The 23,534-nt window shown below is 50.6% G+C and carries 17 protein-coding genes; 13 read left to right on the plus strand and 4 right to left on the minus strand.

Translation table 11 applies throughout. The features are described 5' to 3' along the window. Positions 1–29: 29 nt before the first annotated feature. Positions 30–848 carry a replication-relaxation family protein gene (locus I6N98_RS02045; RefSeq protein WP_198570169.1) on the minus strand — a complete coding sequence of 273 codons (819 nt, stop codon included), beginning with the start codon at positions 846–848 and terminating at the stop codon, positions 30–32. Positions 849–2,034: 1,186 nt separating this feature from the next. Here I6N98_RS02045 and I6N98_RS02050 point away from each other — a divergent pair. The 5 genes from I6N98_RS02050 to I6N98_RS02070 all read left to right on the plus strand — a co-directional run bounded on the left by I6N98_RS02050 (position 2,035) and on the right by I6N98_RS02070 (position 7,018). Continuing rightward, positions 2,035–3,191, plus strand: a protein-coding gene (locus I6N98_RS02050; RefSeq protein WP_374964823.1) for an IS3 family transposase whose coding sequence is annotated in 2 segments (ribosomal slippage) — positions 2,035–2,280 and positions 2,283–3,191 — 1,155 coding nt in all. Because the reading frame shifts where the segments join, the coding sequence is not laid out codon by codon here. Between the two features lie 17 nt (positions 3,192–3,208). Then, positions 3,209–4,156 carry an IS5 family transposase gene (locus I6N98_RS02055; RefSeq protein WP_198570170.1) on the plus strand — a complete coding sequence of 316 codons (948 nt, stop codon included), beginning with the start codon at positions 3,209–3,211 and terminating at the stop codon, positions 4,154–4,156. A 535-nt stretch (positions 4,157–4,691) separates the two neighbouring features. Further along, positions 4,692–5,762, plus strand: coding sequence for a hypothetical protein (locus I6N98_RS02060; protein WP_198570171.1), 1,071 nt, complete (start codon positions 4,692–4,694; stop codon positions 5,760–5,762). Continuing rightward, positions 5,762–6,334, plus strand: coding sequence for a LemA family protein (locus I6N98_RS02065; RefSeq protein ID WP_198570172.1), 573 nt, complete (start codon positions 5,762–5,764; stop codon positions 6,332–6,334). Before I6N98_RS02060 ends, I6N98_RS02065 begins: the two co-directional genes overlap by 1 nt. Positions 6,335–6,388: 54 nt before the next feature. Further along, positions 6,389–7,018: a hypothetical protein gene (locus tag I6N98_RS02070; RefSeq protein WP_198570173.1), complete on the plus strand. Its 630-nt coding sequence runs from the start codon at positions 6,389–6,391 to the stop codon at positions 7,016–7,018. A gap of 275 nt (positions 7,019–7,293) precedes the next feature. Here I6N98_RS02070 and I6N98_RS02075 read toward each other — a convergent pair whose 3' ends face one another. After that, positions 7,294–8,979 (minus strand): AAA domain-containing protein, encoded by a 1,686-nt coding sequence (locus tag I6N98_RS02075; RefSeq protein WP_198570174.1) that lies wholly within the window; start codon positions 8,977–8,979, stop codon positions 7,294–7,296. Between the two features lie 370 nt (positions 8,980–9,349). Here I6N98_RS02075 and I6N98_RS02080 point away from each other — a divergent pair, with 370 nt between their 5' ends. Next, positions 9,350–10,297 carry an IS5 family transposase gene (locus I6N98_RS02080; protein ID WP_198570175.1) on the plus strand — a complete coding sequence of 316 codons (948 nt, stop codon included), beginning with the start codon at positions 9,350–9,352 and terminating at the stop codon, positions 10,295–10,297. Here I6N98_RS02080 and I6N98_RS02085 read toward each other — a convergent pair. Together I6N98_RS02085 and I6N98_RS02090 are read right to left on the minus strand one after the other, a co-directional pair. Beyond that, complete coding sequence (locus I6N98_RS02085) at positions 10,207–12,051, minus strand: AAA domain-containing protein (RefSeq protein ID WP_198570176.1); 1,845 nt, start codon at positions 12,049–12,051, stop codon at positions 10,207–10,209. The two genes, I6N98_RS02080 and I6N98_RS02085, sit on opposite strands and share 91 nt — an antisense overlap. A 100-nt stretch (positions 12,052–12,151) precedes the next feature. Beyond that, on the minus strand, positions 12,152–13,261 hold the full coding sequence (locus I6N98_RS02090; protein WP_198570177.1) for a Fic family protein: 1,110 nt from the start codon (positions 13,259–13,261) through the stop codon (positions 12,152–12,154). 967 nt (positions 13,262–14,228) lie between these two features. Between I6N98_RS02090 and I6N98_RS02095 the strand changes: the two genes are divergently transcribed. From I6N98_RS02095 to I6N98_RS02125, 7 genes are all read left to right on the plus strand, one after another. Next, complete coding sequence (locus tag I6N98_RS02095; RefSeq protein ID WP_198570178.1) at positions 14,229–15,242, plus strand: AraC family transcriptional regulator; 1,014 nt, start codon at positions 14,229–14,231, stop codon at positions 15,240–15,242. 146 nt (positions 15,243–15,388) lie between these two features. Beyond that, entirely contained in the window at positions 15,389–16,561 is a 1,173-nt protein-coding gene (locus I6N98_RS02100) for an acyl-CoA dehydrogenase family protein (RefSeq protein WP_198570179.1), read from the plus strand. 4 nt (positions 16,562–16,565) lie between these two features. After that, complete coding sequence (locus I6N98_RS02105) at positions 16,566–17,207, plus strand: glutathione S-transferase family protein (protein ID WP_198570180.1); 642 nt, start codon at positions 16,566–16,568, stop codon at positions 17,205–17,207. A gap of 117 nt (positions 17,208–17,324) precedes the next feature. Beyond that, complete coding sequence (locus I6N98_RS02110) at positions 17,325–18,938, plus strand: acyl-CoA carboxylase subunit beta (protein WP_198570181.1); 1,614 nt, start codon at positions 17,325–17,327, stop codon at positions 18,936–18,938. Positions 18,939–18,947: 9 nt separating this feature from the next. Further along, a complete protein-coding gene (locus tag I6N98_RS02115; protein WP_198570182.1) occupies positions 18,948–19,757 on the plus strand; it encodes an enoyl-CoA hydratase/isomerase family protein in 810 nt (269 codons plus the stop codon). A gap of 20 nt (positions 19,758–19,777) precedes the next feature. After that, positions 19,778–21,748 (plus strand): acetyl/propionyl/methylcrotonyl-CoA carboxylase subunit alpha, encoded by a 1,971-nt coding sequence (locus tag I6N98_RS02120; RefSeq protein ID WP_198570183.1) that lies wholly within the window; start codon positions 19,778–19,780, stop codon positions 21,746–21,748. Beyond that, the gene (locus tag I6N98_RS02125) at positions 21,745–23,529 is read left to right on the plus strand and encodes an acyclic terpene utilization AtuA family protein (RefSeq protein ID WP_198570184.1); all 1,785 of its coding nucleotides are present in this window, start codon (positions 21,745–21,747) and stop codon (positions 23,527–23,529) included. Before I6N98_RS02120 ends, I6N98_RS02125 begins: the two co-directional genes overlap by 4 nt. The last annotated feature ends 5 nt before the right edge of the window (positions 23,530–23,534 follow it).

The raw sequence follows: 23,534 nt of genomic DNA on the forward strand, positions 1-23,534 counted from the left end.
ACTACTCAGCCGATATCAAACAGATTCCTTTATCCGCGAATTATGTGGGTGTAATACCTGCTCGCGTAGTGACTGAGATCGTATAGTATGATTGATTTCCCAACCATTTCTAATGAAAGTGGCCCTTGACGAACCGTCGGGTTAATTGGGTGCCAACGTCCATCGACATAATCAAAAGAGCGAACCCCACGATCAATTATCCGCCTCGCATGTTCCAGAATATTTCTCTTTGTGCTAGCAAAGACCAAACCTTGAATTTCGCCCCGGATAATTGATTCCGCATATAGGGAAAGAATCAGTTCCAAATGATAGGATCGTAAAGGAGATTCCTGAACTTCGATCAGAACCTGATGCGGTTTTTTATGCGATCCTAAATGCACCACAGCGTCTGGAATTTTGTAGGCTTGCCGCAAGAAAAATTTCTGCCTCAATCTGAGCTGCCTATCGGTTAAAAAGCGCGCCTGACTATGTTCGGATTTCAGACGCAAGACAATATGCTGCGTCAATAGATCGTGGACCACATGACTCCTATTTATTTTTGAAGGGAAATAGGCCGTTTTTAGATGCTCGTCTTTATGGCCCACGAATAGTTCTCGGGCAGTCGAAACTCCGTTCTTTTTTAAGTGGTAAACCCGACCACAAACATTAGGCATTGTGAATGCGTCAATTAAGCCAAATTTTTCGTATCGTGAAAGTGTAGAGTAAGTGGCTGATCTCTTCGTACCAAACAGCTCGGCTAGAGCGTGTACACTAGATACCTCCCACCGGTAAAGCCATCGCAGCATTTGCCCAAGCTTTTCTCCTGAGCGCGCCTTGGCGGAGTGGTAATCGTAGTCGCTAAATTTCATGGGGGTTCTCTCCTATTAAATGGACTTCACAATCACAGTGGGAGAACACGCCACGAGAATTGATCTGGCTGGCCTATGCGGGAGAAGGCGCTGGCTTTGTCGGACGCTCTGGGCGACATATCGGTGGACTGGATGTCCAGCACGGAGTCCGGCCATTTCGTCCGGGTAGTTCTGCGGCTCTCCAACCCCTGCCCGAGGCGATGTCATGTAGGAAGCACCTTTGCCTAATGAGTTCTAACTCATTGATTTCTGGAAGGTCTTGGCCCGCCACCCCGCTGTCGCGGGGCCCCGAACAGGCCAAGACGGCCGACAAAAAGCAGTGCTTTTGTGTCAGCTAGTTCGCGCCGCCGTCTTCGACGGCCACCCGCCCTGACGGGCTGGAAAAGCGCTCCCGATGGTCGCCCCTTGCGCCACCGGCCCGATAACCAGCTAGCGCTGCTTATCGGGGCCCGCCCGGTGGCCCTGCGGGCTGCGGCATTTTCCAGGTCCTGCGGATGCCGTATCGTCGCTAACGCTCCTGCCCGCCTGCGGCGGCGGCATCCTCGGACTCCACCCGACGCCCCGCTCGCGGGGACCCCCGTCGGGTTGGACACGGGGTGCAATTCGAGCGGCCCTGATTGTCGCGCTGCGACCGGCCTACGGCCTCAATCCGGGGCCCGGCCGCTCGAATTACACCCCTCCGTCAGCTCGGGTGGCCGTCGAAGACGGCGGCGCGAAGGCGTGCTTTCGCAGCGCCTGATGAAGCGGATTTGCGTACCCATTTTTCTACAAACCTCATCGCCCAGAGACAGAAAAATGGGACCCTGCGCGCAAATCAGCACTCTTTCCAAGCATTGGATCTGGAAGGATTTCGTCGTCTGATCAGGGCCAGCCAATCGGACGATCAGGTTGTTATTTCCCGCTGGAAGCAATACGTTTAAAGGTACAAGTTGACTTGATTGCTGAGGCTCATCTCGAACTCGATTACCCTTGATAGAATCACAAATTTGCCTGGCAATTTAACACTATTATGGGGTTAAAATAAGCGGATGATGGGAGAAAAACGATTGATGCAAAGACCAACTACGCTGGAAAGAACCCGCTCACATGACCAAATAGACCATTGGTGCTGGGAACCATTTTCTGAATCGCCCCCAGTTTGCTAGACACCTTTTAGCCATAGAAAATGGCACAAAGAGAGGTGTTTATGAGCAAGCAGCGTTATCCAGAAGAGTTCAAGATTGAAGCGGTTAAGCAGGTCACGGTATCGGGTCACAGCGTAGCCGATGTGGCCCAACGGCTAGGCACAACAACTCATAGCCTTTACGCATGGATTAAGCGTTACGGCCCTAACTCAGAAGCGCATCGCAAGGAGTCCGATGATGCTGCGGAGATCCGACGTCTACAGAAGGACTTGAAGCGCGTTACTGAAGAGCGTGACCTGTTAAAAAAAGCCGCGGCGTACTTCGCAAGCCACCCCGAGTAAGATACGCCTTTATCGCTGAACACCACAGCTCTCATTCTGTACGGCAGTTATGTCAGCTGTTTGGTGTTCAACCCAGCGGGTACTACGCCTGGAAGAAACATCCAAAATCCAAGCGACAGATTGATGATGAGCGTCTTACTGGTCTCATCAAGCAGTATTGGCTTGAATCAGGCTGCGTCTATGGCTATCGCAAGATTCATAGAGATCTAAGGGACGCGGGTGAGCGTTGTGGCCTAAATCGCGTACATCGTTTGATGAAGCTTGAAGGCATTAAGGCTCAGGTTGGGTACCGCAAGCCCAGACAGCGCGGTGGAGAACGACATGTCATCACACCCAATGTGCTAGACCGGCAGTTTGATCCGGTCATGCCAAATCAGGCTTGGGTTACCGATATTACGTACATCAAGACCCATGAAGGCTGGCTTTACCTCGCAGCGGTGATGGATCTCTTCTCTCGCCGTATCATTGGTTGGTCTATGCAGTCTCGCATAACCAAAGAGCTTGTGCTGGATGCATTACTAATGGCTGTCTGGCGTCGAAAACCTATAAAGGGAGTGCTGGTTCACTCGGATCAGGGCAGCCAATACACAAGCCATGACTGGAGCGAGTTTCTCAGAGAGCATGGCTTGGAGGGGAGCATGAGCCGCCGAGGCAACTGCCACGACAACGCGGTTGCGGAAAGCTTCTTCCAGTTACTAAAGCGAGAACGAATAAAGCGCAAAATATACGCGACACGAGATGCAGCAAGGAGCGATATATTTGATTACATCGAGATGTTCTACAACACAAAACGACAGCATGGTTCCAACAATGGGCTGTCGCCTGTAGATTATGAGCGTCAGTATTTAAAAGAGGCTGAAAAGCGTCTAGTGAACTAGTGGCGATTCACTACTGCATGAGCCAGCTTACCTTTGCCGAAGCCGAATACCAGAACAAAAAGCGTAAAACGCGGCGTGAGCTGTTCTTGGAAAAAATGGATAGTCTGATTCCCTGGGCCAAGCTAGAGAAGAAGCTCCGCAAGCACTACCCCAAAGGTGAGAATGGAAACCCGCCGTATCCGCTCCCCATTATGCTTCGGGTGCACTGCCTGCAATTGTTCTACAACCTCAGCGATCCGGCGATGGAGGATGCCCTGTACGAGATTGAGTCCATGCGCCGCTTTGCAGGGCTACGCTTGTCTGATCGGCTACCAGATGAAAGTACTATCCTCCGCTTCCGTCATTTTTTAGAGCGCCACAAATTGGGCGAAGTGATCTTCGATACCGTGAGCGCCCAGTTGCGTCAGCAGGGTTTGATGATGCGTGAAGGCACCATTGTTGATGCCACGATTATCGCCGCGCCCAGCTCAACCAAGAATCAGGATGGCGAGCGAGACCCGGAAATGCACCAGACCAAGAAAGGCAATGAGTGGCACTTTGGCATGAAGATGCATATTGGCGTGGATGACCGGGACGGCTTGATTCACAGCATCGAGACCACAGCTGCGAATGTGCATGATCTCACTGCGGCAGATCAGCTTCTTCATGGAGAAGAGCAGCGGGTCTGGGGTGACGCGGGTTATACCGGCATCCATAAGCGAGACGCATTTAAAGATCGGGATGTCGATTGGCGTATCGCGCTACGCCCCGGCACCCGGAGCAATCTGGCTGATCAGCTGCAGGAAATGCTGGAGGGGATAAAGGCCAGCGTTCGCGCCAAGGTTGAGCATCCGTTCCGGACGATCAAGCAACAGTTTGGCTATACGAAGGTTCGCTACCGTGGGCTGGCGAAAAACACCAACCGCCTGTATGTGTTATCAGCGTTTACCAACCTGCTGAGAGCGGAGAAATACCTGCCCTCATAGGGTAGGTACGCCTGTAGTCAGCCAAATGGCTGCCTACAGGCTGAGATGAACTGAGGATTGCTGCGTTTTACGCCGTTGACGCGGAAATTTGGCGATATTTTATAAAAGGGAGAGGTTGTGCAGACCTTCCCTAAGTAATGAGAACACCCATCGAAGAGAATGAAATTATGACAGGCGTATTATTCTACACAGTATTCAGCACAATGCTTGGTATCGCATACCTGTGTTTTGCAAAGGTACGCGATAAGGCACTCTGAAATTCGACAAGTGTCATCACTTTTTTAGCAGCCTGGTCATAATTTGATCATTTCTGCTGCGTGTCATGGTGAAAGGTTTACACGTAATTGTTTTTTCCGCCAAAGTTTGTAAATCTGCCTGCTGATTTCAAGACGCATGCAGATAATCTCTGCCAGAATTGATGACACTTGCCGAAAACTGATGACATCTATCTAAATCCGTAATGGAACCCGGAATTTAAATTAGTAATAATTTTGCCTTGCTTAGGCGACTGGATCTACAAGCAAAGGGAAACGGAATGTCCCACAACAAAAAGCTCAACACGCTATTAAAGTCGGTACGCAATACCAAGGCATCTTCTGGCCGCCCGGATACTACAAAGATTGTCGCCCAGCTACGCGGATTGGGAGGCCCGATTCGCTACGAAGACACTGGCAAGCTTGGGTTCGGCCTTCTTCTGCTCTTTGCCGGGGGCTACGGACATCTTTTAGGCTCGGAGAGAGGCTATCCCATTGGTCCAGATGGCACATCTGACTCTGTAATTCTAATTTACAACACCTTGATAGCGGTTGCGGCAGGTTTCATCCTGTTCTGGCTTTTTCGTAGGCGTAAAGCCCGAAAATTCGTACAGGAAGTATTCGAGCGTGCGGCGTTGGTCAGCTATGGATTTCATGATGAGCCCGTGCCGGCGTTGAAAGAGCTGGACCAGCACTTTCACGAATTTGACCGAGGAAATGACTCCCGTAAGATCGTGTATTTCATGTCGGCGCCGGGGGATGGTAACAAGGTTAGGCAAGGCTACTCGCTTTTTCAGTTTCACTGGGTAGTTCGAGAAGAACGCCAAGTGACGGAAACCGACCACAACGGACACTCAACCACAAAAACTGAAACGACTTACTACCACTATGATCGTTACGGCCTGATGCTTGAAGGTAGCTATAGCGGTATACAAATAGTATCCGATGCACCAGGCGGTAGATATAAGCTCAAATATCGTCCGGCCTCGGTAGAATTCAATCGTCGTTATAGGATCCGATGTGTAGACGAGATGCAAGCGGCCAAGCTCTTAAAGCCATCCGTCGTTATTGCCTTGGAAAACGCGAGCGATCAGCTCAAGAGCCCTAACCTCGAATATGGATTGAACGGCCAGATGTGCCTGACTTGGTCAAATGATCCGCTAAGCGTTCGTACGGTAATGAAATCCAAGGATAACCCCAATGAGCTCGCCGATATTATTGCGGCGGGTGCTAAATTGCCGGTCCTGGACGACGCCCTGCAACTCGTAGCCGACATTCAACGCCATACCCAATCAAATTTTTCTATGCTGGAAGGCAATAGCCCCGAGGCATCTATTCAAGGAGTGAAGTAATGAGCGATACAGTAGTTTTTCTTATAGTGGCCGCGGTGGGCGTTGTCGTACTGGTATGGTTTTACAACCGAATTGTGAGTGGCAAGAATGCCATCCAGCGCGCCTGGTCTGACGTTATCGTGCAAGAGCGGCAAAAGCTCAAGGTCATCCCAGAGTTGGAAAAAATTGTTCAAGATCATAAAGCCTACGAGTCTGGCGTTTTGGAAAAGCTAACGGAAATGCGCGTTGCGGTAACGCAACTGGCCAGCGACCAGATCGATACGCAAGCCCTGAAAGAGGCTGAGGCTAAGACGAAATCGGCGATGTCTGGCATTCGGGTGGCGATGGAAGCTTACCCGGATCTAAAAACGGCTGGCTTGATGAACAATCTGATGCGCGAAATAGCCGATCAGCAGGACAATATTGCCGCCGCCATTCGCATTTTTAACCAAAATGTAGAGGCGTTTAATAACGCGATTGAAACCTTTCCGGGCTCAGCCGTAAATAGCCTGCTGAACAAAGAAAAGCGACAGCGCTCGTTCGATGATGAAGAGGCTGCATCTGAAATTGCTTTCCGGCCTGGAGCGGAATAACGCGCGGTCATACTCCTATGAAATTTACGTTATAAACTCAAGGATGGTACCACTATGAAGTTATACATCGTTCGAATTATTTTTCTGTTCTTTGCTTTTACCGGTGTCGCGGACGCTTTGAACTGGAAGGACTTTGTGACCGTCAATGGAAAGCCCCTATCCCAGCCCGGTGATGAGTCTGAGGTGTCAGGCGAGAAGGATGGAGAAAATGGCAAGGATCCTATCGCGGATAAGTCAACAAAACACTATTGCTATACATTGAAGTACGAAAATCGCCCGGACAGTCGTGATCCTCGTTGGTGTATGAATATGATTCTGGAGGGGGGAGTATGGCATGATGTCCCAGATTCAGAAACGACGATTCCAGTTCGTGTAAACCTAGCCTACGTTCGTGCTAAACGGTTTTTGAAATTTGAAGATCCAGATGATCAGAAGGCAAATGCTAATAGTCGGTACAACAGCAACACAAGTGGTTGGGACGGTATTCCAGGTACCTACTACCGTGTAAAAGGCACCTACGGCGGGCCTCGCATCAAAGATCCTATTCTTTGGCGTGCGCCATATGAGGTCGAGTTTGAAGCAGTCAATGATAACGAAACTAAAGTAATTTTAAGCTACCGAGTGTATGGGCGAGACGTTGAGCCGCGCCTGTTCCAGCAGCAGTTAATGGATGCTTTGCGCTAGCTCTAAACATTTAGCCGGAACAAGGACGCATCATGAAATTGCTTTGGTGTGAGCATCAAATGAACCAATCGCGCGCCGTTTCTGCTTGTAGTAAATAAAGTACGAGTTCTACATAACCAAATTAAAATAGCGGTAGAGTTTCATCTGATACGGCTGCGACTCTACCACGGCTCCCTAAAATAAAAAAATTTAGTGCTCCAATAAAAGGAGCAAATTTATAACGTAAATTAGCCGGTAGTTTTGCTACCTCTCGTCAACAGCCGGGCTTAGTTTAACTAGATTTCTCGCGATGTATTTTGGTTGCCCTTGGAAAGGTGGGTCATTCGGATCCTTTCCTTCAAGCTTTTAATTTGTAATGAAATTTCATCATTCAGATCACCGCTGTATATCATCGAAGTTTCCATATTCGCATACTTCCCAGTTCGAGCAGCACTGGCCCAGTTATAGGAGCCTACGCTTAAGAAGCTATTGTCGGCCATGATTAGCTTACTATGAACGCCGTTTACTACGTAGACATCTACGCCGATCTCACACAAGGTTTCACAATTCTGTGCAAAGAGCGACGCTTTGGACTCGTCGTAATGATTCATTGATGTTGAATTGAAATGATAGTCAGTATAGATACTGATGCTGACCCCGCGTCGAAGGGCATCTAGGATTTCTGGGTACAAGCCCGTTTCCTTGAGGCGCTGAATGGATATCCACGGCGAGACCATATCAATTCGGGAGTTCGCCTTTCTCAATATTTGCCTAATATACTCATCATGTTCCTCTGCATTATTAATGAGCCTAGGGGTAACAGCTGACTTGAATAGATCCGGTCTTTCATCTACCGGCAATATCAATTCATTGGAATCTGAACTGAATAAATAGCGGGCCAATATACTCCTTGGCTTACCTCGACCCGCACTGGAGATGACGTCCATATCTCCAAACACAATAAAGCTATCCTTTGCCCTTGAGACAGCGACGTTAAGCATTGATGGAGCCATATCAATAAAATCACCATCACTATGTCTTGAATAGACAGCAGAAAAAATAATGATCGGTCTTTCCGCCCCCTGTAGTGCGTGAACGGTTCCCACTATTAATTTGCTTTCGCCTTTGCCGGCATGAATACCGTTCTTGACGCAAGCGCGTTCTATTTTTTCCTGTTGAGATTTGAAAGGGGTAATGACGCCAACCAAATCCTCCAGCTTTTTGTCTTGGTAATCTCCACCTTTTTTTTGGTAATAACTTTCAATATTCTCCCGATTTGCTGCAAGCCAATTGGCGATCTGAATTGCCTCCAAAACATTATGGCGACTTCCGGTGGGAGGCGCTTCTGCAAGGCCATCAATATGAAGATAAGACATGGGGGGGAATAGAGAATCGTGAGGAGCAGAACCTCGTTTGGGTTCCAATAACCCCTGATAACAAAGGTCATTGCTAAACGAAATTATTTCGTCATAACAGCGGCGATGTTCACGCAGGAACATGCCTGGCTCAGCTTCCTTAATGTAGCAATAACGACTAGTACGTTGTGCTATACGCATTACACTTCCGTTAATTACGGAGTTCCCCGTTTTTAATGCTTCGGGGTACTCCTCTTCGTTACTAATTACGTCATATTGGATGAGGTTCCCTGTGTCTATTGATCCCGTGAGTGATCTAATCGGCTCGATTTGGTGGATATCGCCAATAATCAGAGCGCTTTTCGCCAAGGAAAAAGAAGCGGCAGCAACCTCTGGAGACACTTGCCCTGCTTCGTCAACGATTAGTAAATCGATTTCCCCCGCCAGATATTCGTCACTAAATTTTTCTCCCCCTGAGTGCGCTTGATATACCATGTGGGACGGTAGTGAATGCAAGGTAGATACAATGCACGGTGTTAGCATCATCCGTCTCCGCCAGCGTGGTAGTACGGATTTTTTGCCGGTTCTCCGACTTCCTGCCCAGTCTGTGCCACCTTCTTCCTGCATTTTTCTGCACTCGATAAGCCACTGCGCTTCCCAGTAATGCACGCTTAACTGAAAGAGCTGGAACCTGACGGACGTATCTAAAATGTTATCAATCGACGTAATGTTCGGTAAATCTGTCAATCCGGGTGCGATATGGTTAGTTACTGAACGCCAGTTTTGCTGTGCGGTGATCCATTCTTTAATAAGAGCAGCTTTGTATTCCTTGTCTTTTTTCAGTGCTGAAAGGTCATTCTCCTTTGCCTGTATCCAAGATAGAAGCTCCTCCTCTACGTTATCTACATTCCTGATAACAGATTTACTTAAGGAAGCTCTGCATAACCCCCGTAATTTGAGATAATTCTGCGATCACCGATTTCAACCGGACTACTACATGAGCCAGCTTACCTTCGCCGAAGCCGAATACCGGAACAAAAAGCGTAAAACGCGGCGGGAGCTGTTCCTGGAAAAAATGGATGGCTTGATTCCCTGGGCCAAGCTGGAGAAGAAGCTCCGCAAGTACTACCCCAAGGGTGAGAATGGAAACCCACCTTACCCGCTCCCCATTGTGCTTCGGGTGCATTGCCTGCAATTATTTTACAACCTCAGCGATCCGGCGATGGAAGATGCGTTGTACGAGATTGAGTCTATGCGCCGCTTTGCCGGGCTGCGCCTGTCTGACCGGCTGCCAGATGAAAGCACCATTCTCCGCTTCCGTCATTTTTTAGAGCGTCACAAATTGGGCAAGGTGATCTTCGATACCGTGAGCGCCCAGTTGCGGCAGCAGGGCCTGATGATGCGTGAAGGCACCATTGTTGATGCCACGATTATCGCCGCGCCCAGCTCAACCAAGAACCAGGATGGCGAGCGAGACCCGGAGATGCACCAGACCAAGAAAGGCAATGAATGGCACTTCGGCATGAAGATGCATATTGGCGTGGATGACCGTGACGGCTTGATTCACAGCGTCGAAACCACAGCCGCGAATGTGCATGACCTCAATGCGGCAGATCAGCTTCTACATGGAGAAGAACAGCGGGTCTGGGGTGATGCGGGTTATACCGGTATCCATAAGCGAGATGAATTTAAAGATCGGGATGTCGATTGGCGCATCGCGCTACGCCCCGGCACCCGGAGCAAGCTGGCTGACCAGCTACAGGAAATGCTGGAGGAGATAAAGGCCAGCGTTCGTGCGAAGGTTGAGCATCCGTTCCGAACGATCAAGCAGCAGTTTGGTTATGGGAAGGTGCGCTACCGCGGACTGGCGAAAAATACCAATCGCCTGTATGTCCTATCGGCATTTACCAACCTGCTGAGAGCGGAGAAATACTTGCCTTCGTAGGGAAGGTGCGTCTGTAGCCAGCCAAATGGCTGACTACAGACAAGGCGAAGCAGCGAATGGCGTTGTTTTGCGCATATGGCGCGGAAAAACGACCATATTTTATGAATGCGGGAAGTTGTGCAGAGCTTCCTTAAATCGCTAAACTTAGTTTCGATAAACACATTTCTAAGTAGGAGTAATTTGCGAGCAACAGGTGGGAGCCAACGAAAAATCAGATAAAAAACTGGTTCTTTCGATAAAAACATTCGCCAAGACTTCTGGTCTGACCTAACATCGCGCAGCATTTTTTCAGCCGCTTCCAGGTTCTGCGTGACCTGAAGATAGCTATTTTTTGGGTCTTCACCCATGGCCTCCAAACATCGATTATGCGCTGTAGACAATGTTTCCCAAGCGTTTTTTATCTGCAATAGCGTGTCTTGAAGATCAAGCATGCTTTGGTGCAAAGTTTTTTGTATAATCTCGATTGAATCTAGGTTGGTATTTTTAAACGCGGCCTTAGCCTTTCTGATAAATATTGACTCAGATCGATCAATAAATTCAGATTGCTCCATCGATTCATAGAAGCTTTTCGTTTGATAAAGCGGTGATGCCTCGCTCTCTTTGCTGGCAGCAGGGAAATAACCGCCATAACTTTTTAGTTCTGGGATCCAACGTCCGCTAAATAATGAATCGTTCTCTTCGAAGTCCTTTCCAAAAGCAGCAATAATATTTGTTACCGCCTGATTATTGGTCGATGCTGCGATAATAATTGGTGGGTCGGCTTTTTTCAGAGCTGCTTTAATCCATAAGGAGGCCACAGCAGAAAGTACGAATGTGGTTTTACCTGTGCCTGGCGGACCATTAACTGCGAGAATTTCTCCCTCCTTCATATGGAGCATATGCGCCAATGCATCTTTTTGCGCTTTTGCTAAAGGGAAATTACTATTTGAGTGCCCTAGTCTGCAAGAAATAGATTTTTCTTGATCTAAACGCGGAAGAAACTTAGTAACCTTTCCAAGAGCAAAGTTCTCTAACAGAGGAAAATTCTCGTTCTTGGTTTGCAGCCAATCATATAATCGCAAGATATTTCGACTTGTATTTATCGCGTCATCGGTTTTGATCAGATAGGTTTTCTTGTTTTTTTCTGGCAAATATCCGGCGGAAAGTTTTAATTTTGTCTCGTCGCTATTTAATGCTGTGAACAATGTTTGGGCGAGTTTATAGTACTGCTCCCATTCCTGATATTGCTTGCCGGGAATCAGTTCGTTTTCAGCGAGCGCTTGTGCTTCCTGCTCATTAAAAACCTGTATTTCATTCTGAGTTTGAAATGCATCCAGATCGTCAACGCTATACAAAGTAAATTTGTCATCGTCTTGGGGGGATAACAAATCCCTAGGGACAGTCGGTTTACCTGCTGGGTAAAATTTACCATTTCGGCTTATCCATACATGGCAGATTATTGGGCTCAGCACATCAGGTCTGGAGCTTGTGTGTTTCTGGCCATGTTCATATTTGCTTATATATATTACGGGCCGTATAAGAGCCTTAATGATCCGAGTCTTTTCAGGCTCACCCGCGAAAAGAATTTTTAAGTTTTCTTTGTTAAGTTCCGAGTTGGCGTCATTTTGTAACGTCCCCTGTTGAAATTGAGCAACGTTAACAGAGATGTGAGACCTAAGATTTTTTTTGTTTATTGCGCCTCTTCCTGCTTCGGCATCTGCGAGTGAGTTGCGCCAGTAACGAAGCCAGTTTTTCGTGTTCCCTGATTTGTGCATACAAAATTCCATTTCATTTTTCAACTGAAAAGGTTTTAAACCTTAAAAAATATGACACTCCGCGCCTCAAGGAGTAGCTCCTTCCAAAGAAGAAGCGTATTCATTCCAAGCTAACCAAAACATAGCTTGTGCTTCTACCGCCAGCTGGCTCCTTCTCTAGCAACCCACGCGTCATAAGATCATTAATATCCCGAGTAGCAGTATCCTGCGAGCATTTGCAGATTTTTGCCCACTTGGAAGAGGTCAACTTACCCTCAAACCCATCCAGCAGGCTATTCAACATTTTCTGCTGCCGTGAATTAAAATTCTGGTCCGCATTACTGGTCCAGAACTTGGCTTTGGCCATCACTTTTCCTGTGATGATCTCCGCACCATCAATGGCTCCCTCAAAGGCCTCCAGGAACCACGACAGCCAAGGCGTGATATTCAAACTGCCCTTTTGGGTTTTCTCCAGAATATCGTAATAGGATTTATGCTGCCGCTGTATTTCGGCTGACATACTGTAAAATCGGTGTGGACTGCCCTCAGCCCGGGCCAGCAGCATATCTGCCTGCGCGCGAGCTGTCCGCCCATTACCATCTTCGAAGGGGTGGATCGTGACAAACCAAAGGTGGGCTATACCCGCCTTAAGATTGAGGTCACCTTTAAATGGAGCGTCGAACCATTCGAGGAATCGCGCCATTTCTTGTGGTATCCGTCCGGCATCTGGCGCTTCAAAGTGTATTGTTTCCCGGCCTATTGGACCGGATACAACCTGCATGGGACCAGCTTCCGCTTTACGCCAGTCTCCAACCGTGATTTTGTGCATGCCGCTACGTCCGGTGGGAAACAGCGCCGCATGCCAGGAACACAGGCGCTCACTGGTGAGCGGCTTATCGAAGTACCGGGTAGCATCCAGCATCATTTCCACCACGCCTTCGACAGCGTGATCAGCTTTGACCAGACCTGGAATATCCATTCCCAGATGCCGGGCAATAGAGGAGCGTACCTGCTGCTTGTCGAGGATTTCTCCTTCGATTTCGCTGGTCCGCAGTACATCTTCGGTCAGCGTGTAGAGCTCAGCCTCTTGCTGCAATTCAAAACCGAGGGATTCCATCCTCCCGAGCAGACGCCCCTGCTTGCGGGAAACAGCAGGTACCCGCTCCGCGATGATTGCTTCATCGAAGCTGAAGTTGGGCCAGTCGGGAAGTTCGTGGATATACCTTGCCATAATCTCCGCACCTTTTGCTGGGATTATGGCGATTAATCTCCGCATCCGCAATGCTATTATCCGCACTGTGTGCGGAGAAAACTGTGATTCATCCCCGCAAGGCAAGTACGCCCATCAAAGCCACACGTAATGCTACCCCAGGTTCAGTGGTAGATTTGTGGGGGCACATGTTCTCTGCTTCGCCAAACTATACCCAACACAACGGCCACCTCGGGAATTTTGCATTTAAAAAAACAGTGGCTTAAGGTTTTTTTGGATTTCTCATAACCTCAATCTCTAAGGAGTGGCCTTGAACCCCCATAGTGAACTCGACCTGCCTGATAAAATTACTTTGTTCATAGAGAAGAAATGAGCCGCCACATTCGTCAAATATCCAGATTTCTATGCCGTCTGGCAATTCGGGCAGGGCAATTGTTTGGAGGGTATTACCTGGAGTGAGGGTGATAAGGCGATCAATAATGACGTCTTGATTTGCACGGCAAATGGGGGCGCTGCAAATTCTGAGGCCCGGCAAACATCCAAGTGTTTCCGTTCTGCTTCCGCCTCATCAGTATTTCGACAGAACTCGATCAAGAGGCGTCTACCAAATGGGGGAAGGTTCCCGGCGCTAGTTGGAATATCTCAAAATTACCGAGGCTCCCAGAATGGCGGCCATTGAATGGGAGGTTTAACTCATTTTTTATAGGGTAGTCAGGGCAGGGTCTAACTTATCGGAACAATCGGTCAAGGATTTTAGGGGCAGGTAGGGTGTATTAGAATGTCATGCAGATCCGCCCATGGCCTAGGCATTCCTGGAGAAGTTGAAGGGATACAGCTATTTTCTGTTCGGGCGCTAGTGCGTCAAAAATTTATGGTCGCAGTTCGCCGATAAATTTTGGACGCGGCTGTGACATCTTGGCGGCAACCTCACTGGCGCCGAGATCTGAGGTAGAATGCAACGTTGTAACCCAAGAGGCCTCTCTGCTTTATGCCCTACCCAGACCCCAACTGGAGTGTATATACAACGCTAGCCAACGCTGTGGTGCGTGCAGGGCGCTGTTTGGGGGCGCCAGTCGACAGTCTGCTGATCAAGGCGGATATTGATAAGAAGATACTCGCCAACCCCGACCACAGGTTGCCGGTAGAAAAAGTTTTGCAGCTTTATGAGTTGGTGGCCCACTACAGTGACACCCCGGATATTGGTCTCTACACTGGGCGGATAAGCTACCTCGACGGACTTAACCTGCAGCTTTATATGTCTACAATCTGTCGAACCTTTCGGGAATATTTGAATCTTATGCCCAGTGTTTTGCGCTTTACCGGTGATATCGGTGAGGTGCGAATACGGGGTGAGAAAGCACATATCCGGTTGGAATGGTATCCGCTGTGGACTGAGACAACGAAACAGCGCTATCTCAGCGATGAAATGCTGACGCTATCAGCGATGATTGTAAATTCGCTCTGTGTACTGCCCATTCCCGTACGCCGGGCCAAGTTCACCTATCGGCGGCCTGCTAAAACCGAATTGCTGGTAAACGCTTTTGGCGAGAACCTCTCTTTTGCTGAGCCTGTAAGTTGCCTCTACTTTGACCGTGAGAGCTTGGATTACCCTCTAGTGCGCGTAAGCGGAGGTGTCACGGCTACCCTAGGGAGACCGGTAGAGCATCTTTTTGGCGACGGCCGGGGCCGAGACGAATTTCTGGAACAGCTGCGCGAAACCATAGTGCGCTTGCTGCCGGAGGGTGAACTCAGTATTGATCACGTGGCCAGTCATTTGAATGTGTCCAAGCGAACCCTGCAACGGCGTTTGTCCGAACGCGATACACAATTTCAAACCTTATTGCAGAAGGTCAGGGGTGAGCTGGCTATCCGCTACCTGTCGGACGGGCGACTGACAGTGACCGAAATCGCCTTTCTGCTGGGTTACCGCGACCAAGGTTCTTTCTCCTCGGCCTTCAAGCAGTGGCATGGCATCTCGCCGCGCGAGTATCGTCGACGTTAATTACCCCCTGGCTTCGTGCGCTGGCACCATTGCCTATATGACTGGCGCTATTTCCCGGGCGCCCGCCCATGCTTTCGATAAACTGGTGACCAAGTGGTGGCTTTGGTTGCCTATTGAACGTATTAGGATTATTGCGGGAGCACTCCATGACGCTCAGTTTTGATTCAGCCCGATTGACCAACCCCAATCTGACGCCTGACCACGAGGCGTGGCGCGAACAGATGCGACGCTTTGTCGATCGCGAAATCATGCCCTTTGCAGCGGGTTGGGATGAAGCAGGAGGGTTGCCCGATAAACTTTGGCGCAAAGCGTCGGAGGTGGGAATGCTCGGCTTGGGCTACCCCGAGAAATATGGCGGGCTAACGGATGGCATTGATATCTGGCATCACAATATTCTTAACGAGGAGTTGGCTCGTCCTGGTGTCGGTGGCTTGGCAGCAACCCTGATGGTTCAAAGTATTGGTTTACCACCGGTGGTTAATTTTGCCAGCGATGCCGTGCGCCAATCGGTGGTGCCTCAGATACTCGATGGCAGTAAATGCATCGCCTTGGGTATTACGGAGCCCGGTGGTGGTTCGGATGTCGCCAATATCACAACCACTGCCCGGCGAGAAGGCGACGAGTGGGTGATCAATGGCTCTAAGACCTTCATTACTGGCGGCATGCGAGCGAACTGGTTGTCCGCCGCGGTGCGAACGGGTAGTGCAGGCGCGGATGGCGTTTCTATGGTCCTGATTCCCATGGATGCAGAAGGCGTGACACGCACAGCCCTCGACCGCAAGCAGGGGTGGTGGTGTTCGGATACCGCCACAATCTATTTCGATAATGTACGGGTGCCGGTTGGCAATCTGATCGGTGCAGAAAATCAGGGCTTTCAGGTCATCATGTACAATTTTAACAGTGAGCGGATGATGCTGGCGGTAGGCATGGAGGCCTCGGCGCGGGTGTGTTTGGAAGAAGCCGTTGCGTGGGCCGGGCAGCGGCGCACGTTCGGCAAGCGACTGGCCGACCATCAGGTAATCCGGCATAAGATTGTAGATATGAAACAGCGTATTAACGCTTGTCAGGCTTACATCAATCATTGCTCGCGAGAAATTCAGGCTGGCAACCCAAACCCGGGCGATATTGCTTTGCTGAAAATACAGTGCAGTCAAACCATGGAGTTCTGCGCACGCGAAGCGATGCAAATATTGGGTGGAATTGGCTATATGCGCGACAACCGGGTTGAGCGTATTTATCGGGAAGTGCGGGTCAATGCCATAGGTGGTGGATCTGAAGAAATCATGCGTGACCTCGCGTCTCGTCAGTACAGGGTTTAACGGAATGTCGATCAAACTGTGGCACTGTCATAACGCGCGGTCACTGCGCGCATTGTGGTCGCTGGAAGAGATGTCCATTCCCTATGAGCTGGTTGTATTGCCTTTTCCTCCCAGAGTATTCCAACGCAATTTTCTGGAAGTAAATGAGCTGGGCACCGTGCCTTATTTCGTAGACGGTGATATACACATGACTGAATCGTCTGCCATCCCTGTTTTTTTGGCGGAACGCTACAGCAAGCCGGAGTTTACACTGGAAGCTAGCCACCCTGAATACGGTGATTACCTGAACTGGCTTTTTCACAGCGACGCAACACTCACATTTCCCCAGACTGTCTACATCCGCTACCAGTTGCAGGAGTCGCCAGAGCGAGGCCTGCAAGCGGCAGCAACCGACTATGCCAGGTGGTTTCACGCACGCTTGCGCAAGCTCAATGGACACTTGGCCGATGGGCGCGAATTTCTGGCGGCGGGTCGGTTTACCGTTGCAGATATTGCTATCGCCTACGCACTTCATTTGGGGGAGGTATTGAAAATCGATGAGCCCTACACCCCTCCGGTACGGAAATACCTGAACCGTATGCGGGATCGTCCAGCTTTCCAAAAGGTGGTCGTCATTGGTGAAGAACACAGCGCTTTCAATACCTAATTGGGCGTGACCAACTTTCCGGTCGAAAACTGGTGTCGAGATTTTTCATTGGAAACACCGCCTCGGGTAAACCAATCAACCAATAACCTTAACTATCAGCATTCAAGGGAGCTGCTTATGGGCGTAATTAACTCACTAGTGGACACTCAGTCTGACTCCTACCGGGAAAATTGCCGGGTGATGATCGAGGCAGTTGACGAGTTTCGGGGAATAGAGCGTCGCGTTATGGAAGCTGCCGAAGCCAAAGCTCCCCGTTATATCGAGAAAGGTTTGCTGCCACCGCGAGAGCGTTTGAACCTGCTTCTGGATGCAGGAGCGCCGTTTCTGGAGCTCTCCACGCTGTGCGGCTATTTGCAGGAGGATGACAAGGACGGATCAAGTGCCGGTGGCAGCTGCATCGCGGGAATTGGCTACGTTGAAGGCGTTCGCTGTCTGGTAATGGTCGACGACTATCTCACCAAAGGGGGTAGTATCTCGCCCTTAGGCGGAGAAAAGCGCCGAAGAATGATGAGCATTGCCGAAGAAAATAAACTGCCCTTGGTCGCGCTGTCGCAAAGCGGCGGCGGCAACCTGAAAATGTTGGGCCAGTTTTTCGGCTATTCCGGTGGTATGTTCGCGCAACAGTGTCGCTTGTCTGCTGCGGGTGTGCCGCAAGTAACTGTGGTACATGGCAGTGCAACGGCCGGTGGCGCGTATCAGCCGGGCTTGTCGGACTATGTAGTGATGATCCGGGATCAGTCGACAGTCTATCTGGCCGGTCCGCCGCTGTTAAAGGCCGCAACGGGCGAGATTGCCACCGATGAAGAAATTGGTGGTGCGGCCATGCATGCGGAGGTCGCCGGTACAGCAGATTTCCTGGCGGAAAGTGATGCTGACGGCATACGTATCGCACGTGAGATTGTGCAGAAACTGGGTTGGAACGACGGCTTTATACCCTCACCTCGCCGGTCCTTTGACGCCCCGGCATATCCGGCGGAAGAGCTGCTTGGTTTGGTGCCTAGTGACAACAAAACACCCTACGACGCTCGTGAAATCATAGCGCGATTGGCCGATGGATCGGACTTTCTTGACTTCAAAGCCGACTACGACATAGGAACCGTGTGTGGACGGGTTACCATCGAAGGTCGGTCCTGCGGTGTGATTGGCAATAACGCGCCCATCACAGCCAGAGGTGCTGCCAAGGCAGGGCAGTTTATCCAGCTCTGTGAACAATCAGGTACCCCCTTGCTTTTTCTGCATAACACCACCGGGTTTCTGGTGGGCACAGAGATGGAGCGATCGGGCATAATCAAACACGGTGCCAAGCTGATTCAGGCGGTGACGAACTGTAGCGTGCCGTGTATCAGCGTGGTTGTAGGCGGCTCGTACGGCGCTGGCAACTATGCAATGTGCGGTCGTGGTATGGCGCCACGCTTCATGTTCGCGTGGCCGCGTAGTGTGGTGTCGGTAATGGGGCCGGCACAGGCCGGAAGTGTGATGCGGCAGGTCGCGAAAGCGAAAATGCAGCGCAGCGGTTCGGTCGACGAGAGCATGCTAGATGCGCTTCAACAAGACACAGTAGCGACCATGGAAGCCCAGTCTCGCGCCCTGGCCAACACTGCGCGGCTGTGGGATGACGGCTTGATTGATCCGCGTGACACTCGCGCTGTACTCGGCCTGGTACTCGATGTTTGTGATGAGGCAGACAGACGGAAGCTCAGCACCAACACCTTTGGCATCGCCCGACTGTAAGGAGGTCATATGCAGACGCTTCCAGATTGTGAAACCTTGTTGCTGGATCTTCAGGGCTCGGTTTTGACTGTAACGCTTAATCGCCCCCACAAACGTAACTCCATGAACTACAAGCTGGTGTGCGAAATGTTGGACGTTTTTGATGCGATTGAGAAGCGGGACGATATCAGAGCGCTGGTGTTGGAAGGTGCCGGCGGTATTTTCTGCGCCGGTGGCGATATTTCTGACATGCGTTTGGTCGAAGGTGTCGACAACGCGGATGGCCGCGGTGCCCCCTGGCACTTTAATCGCAGTTTTGGTCGATTGATCACGCGTGCTAATGCCTTGCCTCAGGTAGTTATTGTGCTACTCGAAGGGATTGTACTTGGTGGCGGATTTGGTCTGGCCTGTGTTTCTGATGTGGCAATAGTCGACCGAAATACACAATTCGCCCTGCCCGAAACCGGTCTGGGAATCGTGCCGGCACAGATTGCCCCCTTTGTTGTGCAGCGTATAGGTCTCGCCCATGCCCGTCGACTGGCGCTGTTGGGTGAGCGCATCGATGGCCTGGAGGCGCAAGAACTGGGTATAGCTCACTACCTTACTGAAGGCCGTGACAGCATGGATGATCGGTTAGCGAAAGTACTGGCGAAGCTTAAAAACTGTGCGCCTAAGGCTAACGCTACCACAAAAGCGCTGATGCTGAAGGTGGGTGTAGAAGAACATGAAGGGTTACTCGATAGCGCAGCCGATGCGTTTACCCGCGCACTCGAAGGTGACGAAGGGTGTGAAGGAACCAAAGCATTTAAAGATAAGCGTAAACCAACGTGGGCGCGATGACGTCTCTACAGGAGTAAACCATGTCAGGCATCAACAAAATTTTGGTGGCGAATCGCGGTGAGATCGCGGTGCGGGTGATGACTACCGCCCGTCAACTTGGCTACCGTACCGTAGCAGTTTACAGCGAAGCAGACGCCAATGCCTTGCACGTTGATGTCGCCGATCAGGCTGTATGTATAGGGCCTGCTGCGGTGGGCGATTCATATCTACACATTGAAAAAATTCTGAACGCGGCCCGACTTACAGGGGCGGATGCAATTCATCCTGGGTATGGCTTTCTATCTGAAAACGCTGCGTTTGCCCGTGCCTGCGAAGCTGAGGGCCTGACCTTTATCGGCCCGGGCGCCGAGGCTATTGAACTGATGGGTAGTAAGCGGCTGTCAAAAATCGCCATGCTTGAGGCTGGGGTACCCTGTATTCCCGGTTATCAAGGAGAAGATCAGAGCGAAGAAGCATTGACCGCGCGCGCAATTGAAATTGGCTTTCCGTTGATGGTCAAGGCTTCGGCTGGCGGAGGTGGCCGAGGTATGAGGCTGGTGTTTGGTGAGGCGGAGTTGTCGGAAAAAATTCGCAGGGCGCGCTCTGAATCCGAAAGCGCTTTTGGTAGTGGCGAACTAATTCTGGAAAAGGCAGTACTAGAACCACGCCACATAGAAATTCAGGTGTTTGCGGATCAGTATGGCAATGTGGTGTATCTGGGCGAGCGTGACTGTTCTGTTCAGCGTCGGCATCAAAAGGTCGTTGAAGAAGCGCCGTCCCCTTTTGTCAATGAGGTTCTGCGTCAGCGGATGGGAGAAGCTGCCGTAAATGCAGCGAGAGCCTGTAACTATTACGGGGCAGGTACAGTCGAGTTCTTGGTTGACACTGAGGGTAATTTTTATTTCATTGAAATGAATACACGGCTGCAGGTAGAGCACCCGGTGACCGAACTGATAACGGGGCAGGATCTTGTTGCGTGGCAATTGCGCGTTGCATCAGGTGAAACCCTTCCGCTAAAACAAGAGGAAATTACGCTCAAGGGGCACGCCGTAGAAGTTCGTCTCTATGCGGAAGATCCGCGCAATGCCTTTACGCCCCAGACCGGCGAGATCTTGCTTTGGGAGCCGCCTCATCGTGCCGGCTTGCGCATTGACCACGGCGTACGTTGTGGGCAGCTGGTAAGCTCCCACTATGATCCAATGATTGCCAAGGTCATTGCCTACGGCGATGACCGTACGGACGCGATTCGTCGACTGGCATCAGGTATTCAAGATTTGGGCTTTGTGGGCGTAAACAGCAACAAACATTTTTTGCAGAATCTACTACGCCACCCAGTGTTTGCAGAAGGTGGCGCAACTACCGCATTTATCGAACAACATTTCAACCAGGACCCCAGCTTGGATGACTCTGGACCCGGTGCAGGTTCACTGGCAAGAGCTGCCGTGCTCTTCTTTTCTACAGATCAGGCTTCACGTGGTGAACAGAATCAGTGGCCCCGGCCGTCAAGGCAGAGTTATGTTTACAGCCTGTCGTTAGGCGAAGAGGTGCACATTGTACGCTTATTCAGAAACGGCAAATCATTCAAGTGTTCCGTAGGTGAAAATTCTGTCGAGCTGGAACTGCTGAAGTTCGAAGAGAATCGTTGTTTTTTCAGTGAGAACGGGGTGCGGGAGAGTCTTCGCTATACGCGTCGCGGTGAAACTCTTGCTCTAGACGATGGCAATGGGCACTTTCTGCTGCGGGATGTCAGTCACGCACCGGCAGCCGCTCGCGGCCGCCGCGGTGGAGACATTAAAGCATCAATGGACGGCGCCATCGTGGCGGTACTCATCGCAGAAGGCGACCTTGTAGAGTCTGGTCAGACATTGATTTTGCTCGAAGCTATGAAGATGGAGCACACTTTGAAAGCTGGGGCGGCCGGGCGTGTTGCTGCTGTGAGCTGCTCGGTCGGTCAACAGGTCAAGACCAATCAGCTCTTGGTCAGTATTTCTGAGGTGGAAGAAGTGTCATGAATACTAACCAAAAGCTGCGGATCGGCTGTGCTTCGGCATTCTATGGCGACAGTCAGCTCGCTGCACGTCAGCTGGTTGATTATGGCGCTATTGATTATCTGGTTTTTGATTATCTAGCCGAAGTTACGATGGCGATACTCGCGAATGATAAAGCTCGCGATGAACGCCTAGGATTCGCGGTGGATTTTGTCAACGTGGCAATGAAGGACGTGCTTGCTGATTGCGCTCGAAAGGGAATCAAAGTGATTGCAAATGCAGGCGGTATTAATGTACCTGGGTGTATTGAGGCCTTGGAAAAACTCTGTGAATCTCAATCGCTGGATCTGAAAATTGCCGGTGTATACGGCGACGATTTGCTCGATAGAAAGTCTGAGCTGGCAGGAAAAGGCATGCCGGAACTCCAAAGCGGTGAACCTCTTCCTGAGAACCTACTTAGCATGAACGCATACCTTGGTGCGCAACCTATTGTCAAAGCGCTGGCAGCAGGGGCTGATGTAGTGGTTACAGGTAGGGTAGTAGACAGTGCCGTCGTTATAGCGCCTCTGGTTGAGGCCTTTGGCTGGGCCAATGACGACTACGAGAAACTCTCACAGGCGGCTCTGGCGGGGCATATTATCGAATGCGGTGCTCAGTGTACAGGCGGAAACTTTACCGACTGGCAACTCGTGCCGGATTTTTCGAACATGAGCTACCCAGTCGTTGAAGTGTGTGTAGACGGCAGTTTCGAGGTACAGATTCCACCGGGCACTGGGGGCCTAGTAACGACCGCCACTGTGGGAGAACAATTGGTTTATGAAATAGGTGATCCGGCCAACTACCTCCTTCCCGATGTTGCCTGCGACTGGTCGGGTGTGGAGCTCCATACCGTAGGCCAGAATCGGGTGCGGGTTTTGGGGGCACGTGGGCGTGCCCCGGGAAATGCTTATAAGGTCTGCGCAATACACGCCGATGGCTATAAGCTGATGGGCAGCTTTTTTATGGCGGGTCCACGCAGCCGTGAAAAAGCACGCACTAGCCTTGAGGCGTGGGTAAAGCGAACACAACGCTATTTTAACATGCAGGGTTGGGCTGGCTATCGTGGAGTGAGTCTCGAGATGATCGGTTCCGAAGATACTTATGGGTCACACAGTCGTGCTCATGATACGCGCGAGGTCATAGGTAAATTCGGACTGCATCACGACAGCCGTGATGCGCTTACCTTCGCCGCCAACGAACTGGCTTATCTTGCAACCTCCGCAACGCCGGGTATGAGCGGGCTCGGTGGAGGTCGCGCACGACCGACTCCTTTAATGCGGGTTCATTCCACGTTGATCAATAAGGACGAGGTGACTGTTACCGTCCGGCTTGGGAATAACGTAATCGAAGAGCGCTACTTTGCAGGTGACGCTGAGTCTGCTGTCTCAGAAGGACAGATGTATGAGCTATCCCCAGCGCCTACGAGTAACAACATAATTGAAGTACCACTGGAAACGCTGGCATGGGCACGCAGCGGTGATAAAGGCGACAACGCTAATATTGGTGTGATTGCTCGCAAGCCGGAATATCTTCCCTATTTGTACGAACAGCTTACTGCTGAAGTAGTGGCGGACTATTTTTCCCACTGTGTGCGCGGTGAGGTACAGCGCTTTGATCTTCCAGGGATTAATGGCTTTAATTTTTTTATGACCGAAGCACTTGGCGGTGGCGGGGCAGGCTCCTTGCAAATCGATCCTCAGGGCAAGGCCTTTGCCCAAATGCTGTTGAGCAAGGTGATCATACTGCCTGAGACCATGTTGGAATAAGCGCA

The organism is Spongiibacter nanhainus (assembly GCF_016132545.1).
GTDB classification, from domain to species: domain Bacteria; phylum Pseudomonadota; class Gammaproteobacteria; order Pseudomonadales; family Spongiibacteraceae; genus Spongiibacter; species Spongiibacter nanhainus.

Excerpts from the sequence above, each read along its gene's own strand:
- I6N98_RS02045 (WP_198570169.1), bottom strand. The coding sequence starts at position 848 with ATGAAATTTAGCGACTACGATTACCACTCCGCCAAGGCGCGCTCAGGA.
- I6N98_RS02055 (WP_198570170.1), top strand. The coding sequence starts at position 3,209 with ATGAGCCAGCTTACCTTTGCCGAAGCCGAATACCAGAACAAAAAGCGT.
- I6N98_RS02060 (WP_198570171.1), top strand. The coding sequence starts at position 4,692 with ATGTCCCACAACAAAAAGCTCAACACGCTATTAAAGTCGGTACGCAAT.
- I6N98_RS02065 (WP_198570172.1), top strand. The coding sequence starts at position 5,762 with ATGAGCGATACAGTAGTTTTTCTTATAGTGGCCGCGGTGGGCGTTGTC.
- I6N98_RS02070 (WP_198570173.1), top strand. The coding sequence starts at position 6,389 with ATGAAGTTATACATCGTTCGAATTATTTTTCTGTTCTTTGCTTTTACC.
- I6N98_RS02075 (WP_198570174.1), bottom strand. The coding sequence starts at position 8,979 with ATGCAGGAAGAAGGTGGCACAGACTGGGCAGGAAGTCGGAGAACCGGC.
- I6N98_RS02080 (WP_198570175.1), top strand. The coding sequence starts at position 9,350 with ATGAGCCAGCTTACCTTCGCCGAAGCCGAATACCGGAACAAAAAGCGT.
- I6N98_RS02085 (WP_198570176.1), bottom strand. The coding sequence starts at position 12,051 with ATGCACAAATCAGGGAACACGAAAAACTGGCTTCGTTACTGGCGCAAC.
- I6N98_RS02090 (WP_198570177.1), bottom strand. The coding sequence starts at position 13,261 with ATGGCAAGGTATATCCACGAACTTCCCGACTGGCCCAACTTCAGCTTC.
- I6N98_RS02095 (WP_198570178.1), top strand. The coding sequence starts at position 14,229 with ATGCCCTACCCAGACCCCAACTGGAGTGTATATACAACGCTAGCCAAC.
- I6N98_RS02100 (WP_198570179.1), top strand. The coding sequence starts at position 15,389 with ATGACGCTCAGTTTTGATTCAGCCCGATTGACCAACCCCAATCTGACG.
- I6N98_RS02105 (WP_198570180.1), top strand. The coding sequence starts at position 16,566 with ATGTCGATCAAACTGTGGCACTGTCATAACGCGCGGTCACTGCGCGCA.
- I6N98_RS02110 (WP_198570181.1), top strand. The coding sequence starts at position 17,325 with ATGGGCGTAATTAACTCACTAGTGGACACTCAGTCTGACTCCTACCGG.
- I6N98_RS02115 (WP_198570182.1), top strand. The coding sequence starts at position 18,948 with ATGCAGACGCTTCCAGATTGTGAAACCTTGTTGCTGGATCTTCAGGGC.
- I6N98_RS02120 (WP_198570183.1), top strand. The coding sequence starts at position 19,778 with ATGTCAGGCATCAACAAAATTTTGGTGGCGAATCGCGGTGAGATCGCG.
- I6N98_RS02125 (WP_198570184.1), top strand. The coding sequence starts at position 21,745 with ATGAATACTAACCAAAAGCTGCGGATCGGCTGTGCTTCGGCATTCTAT.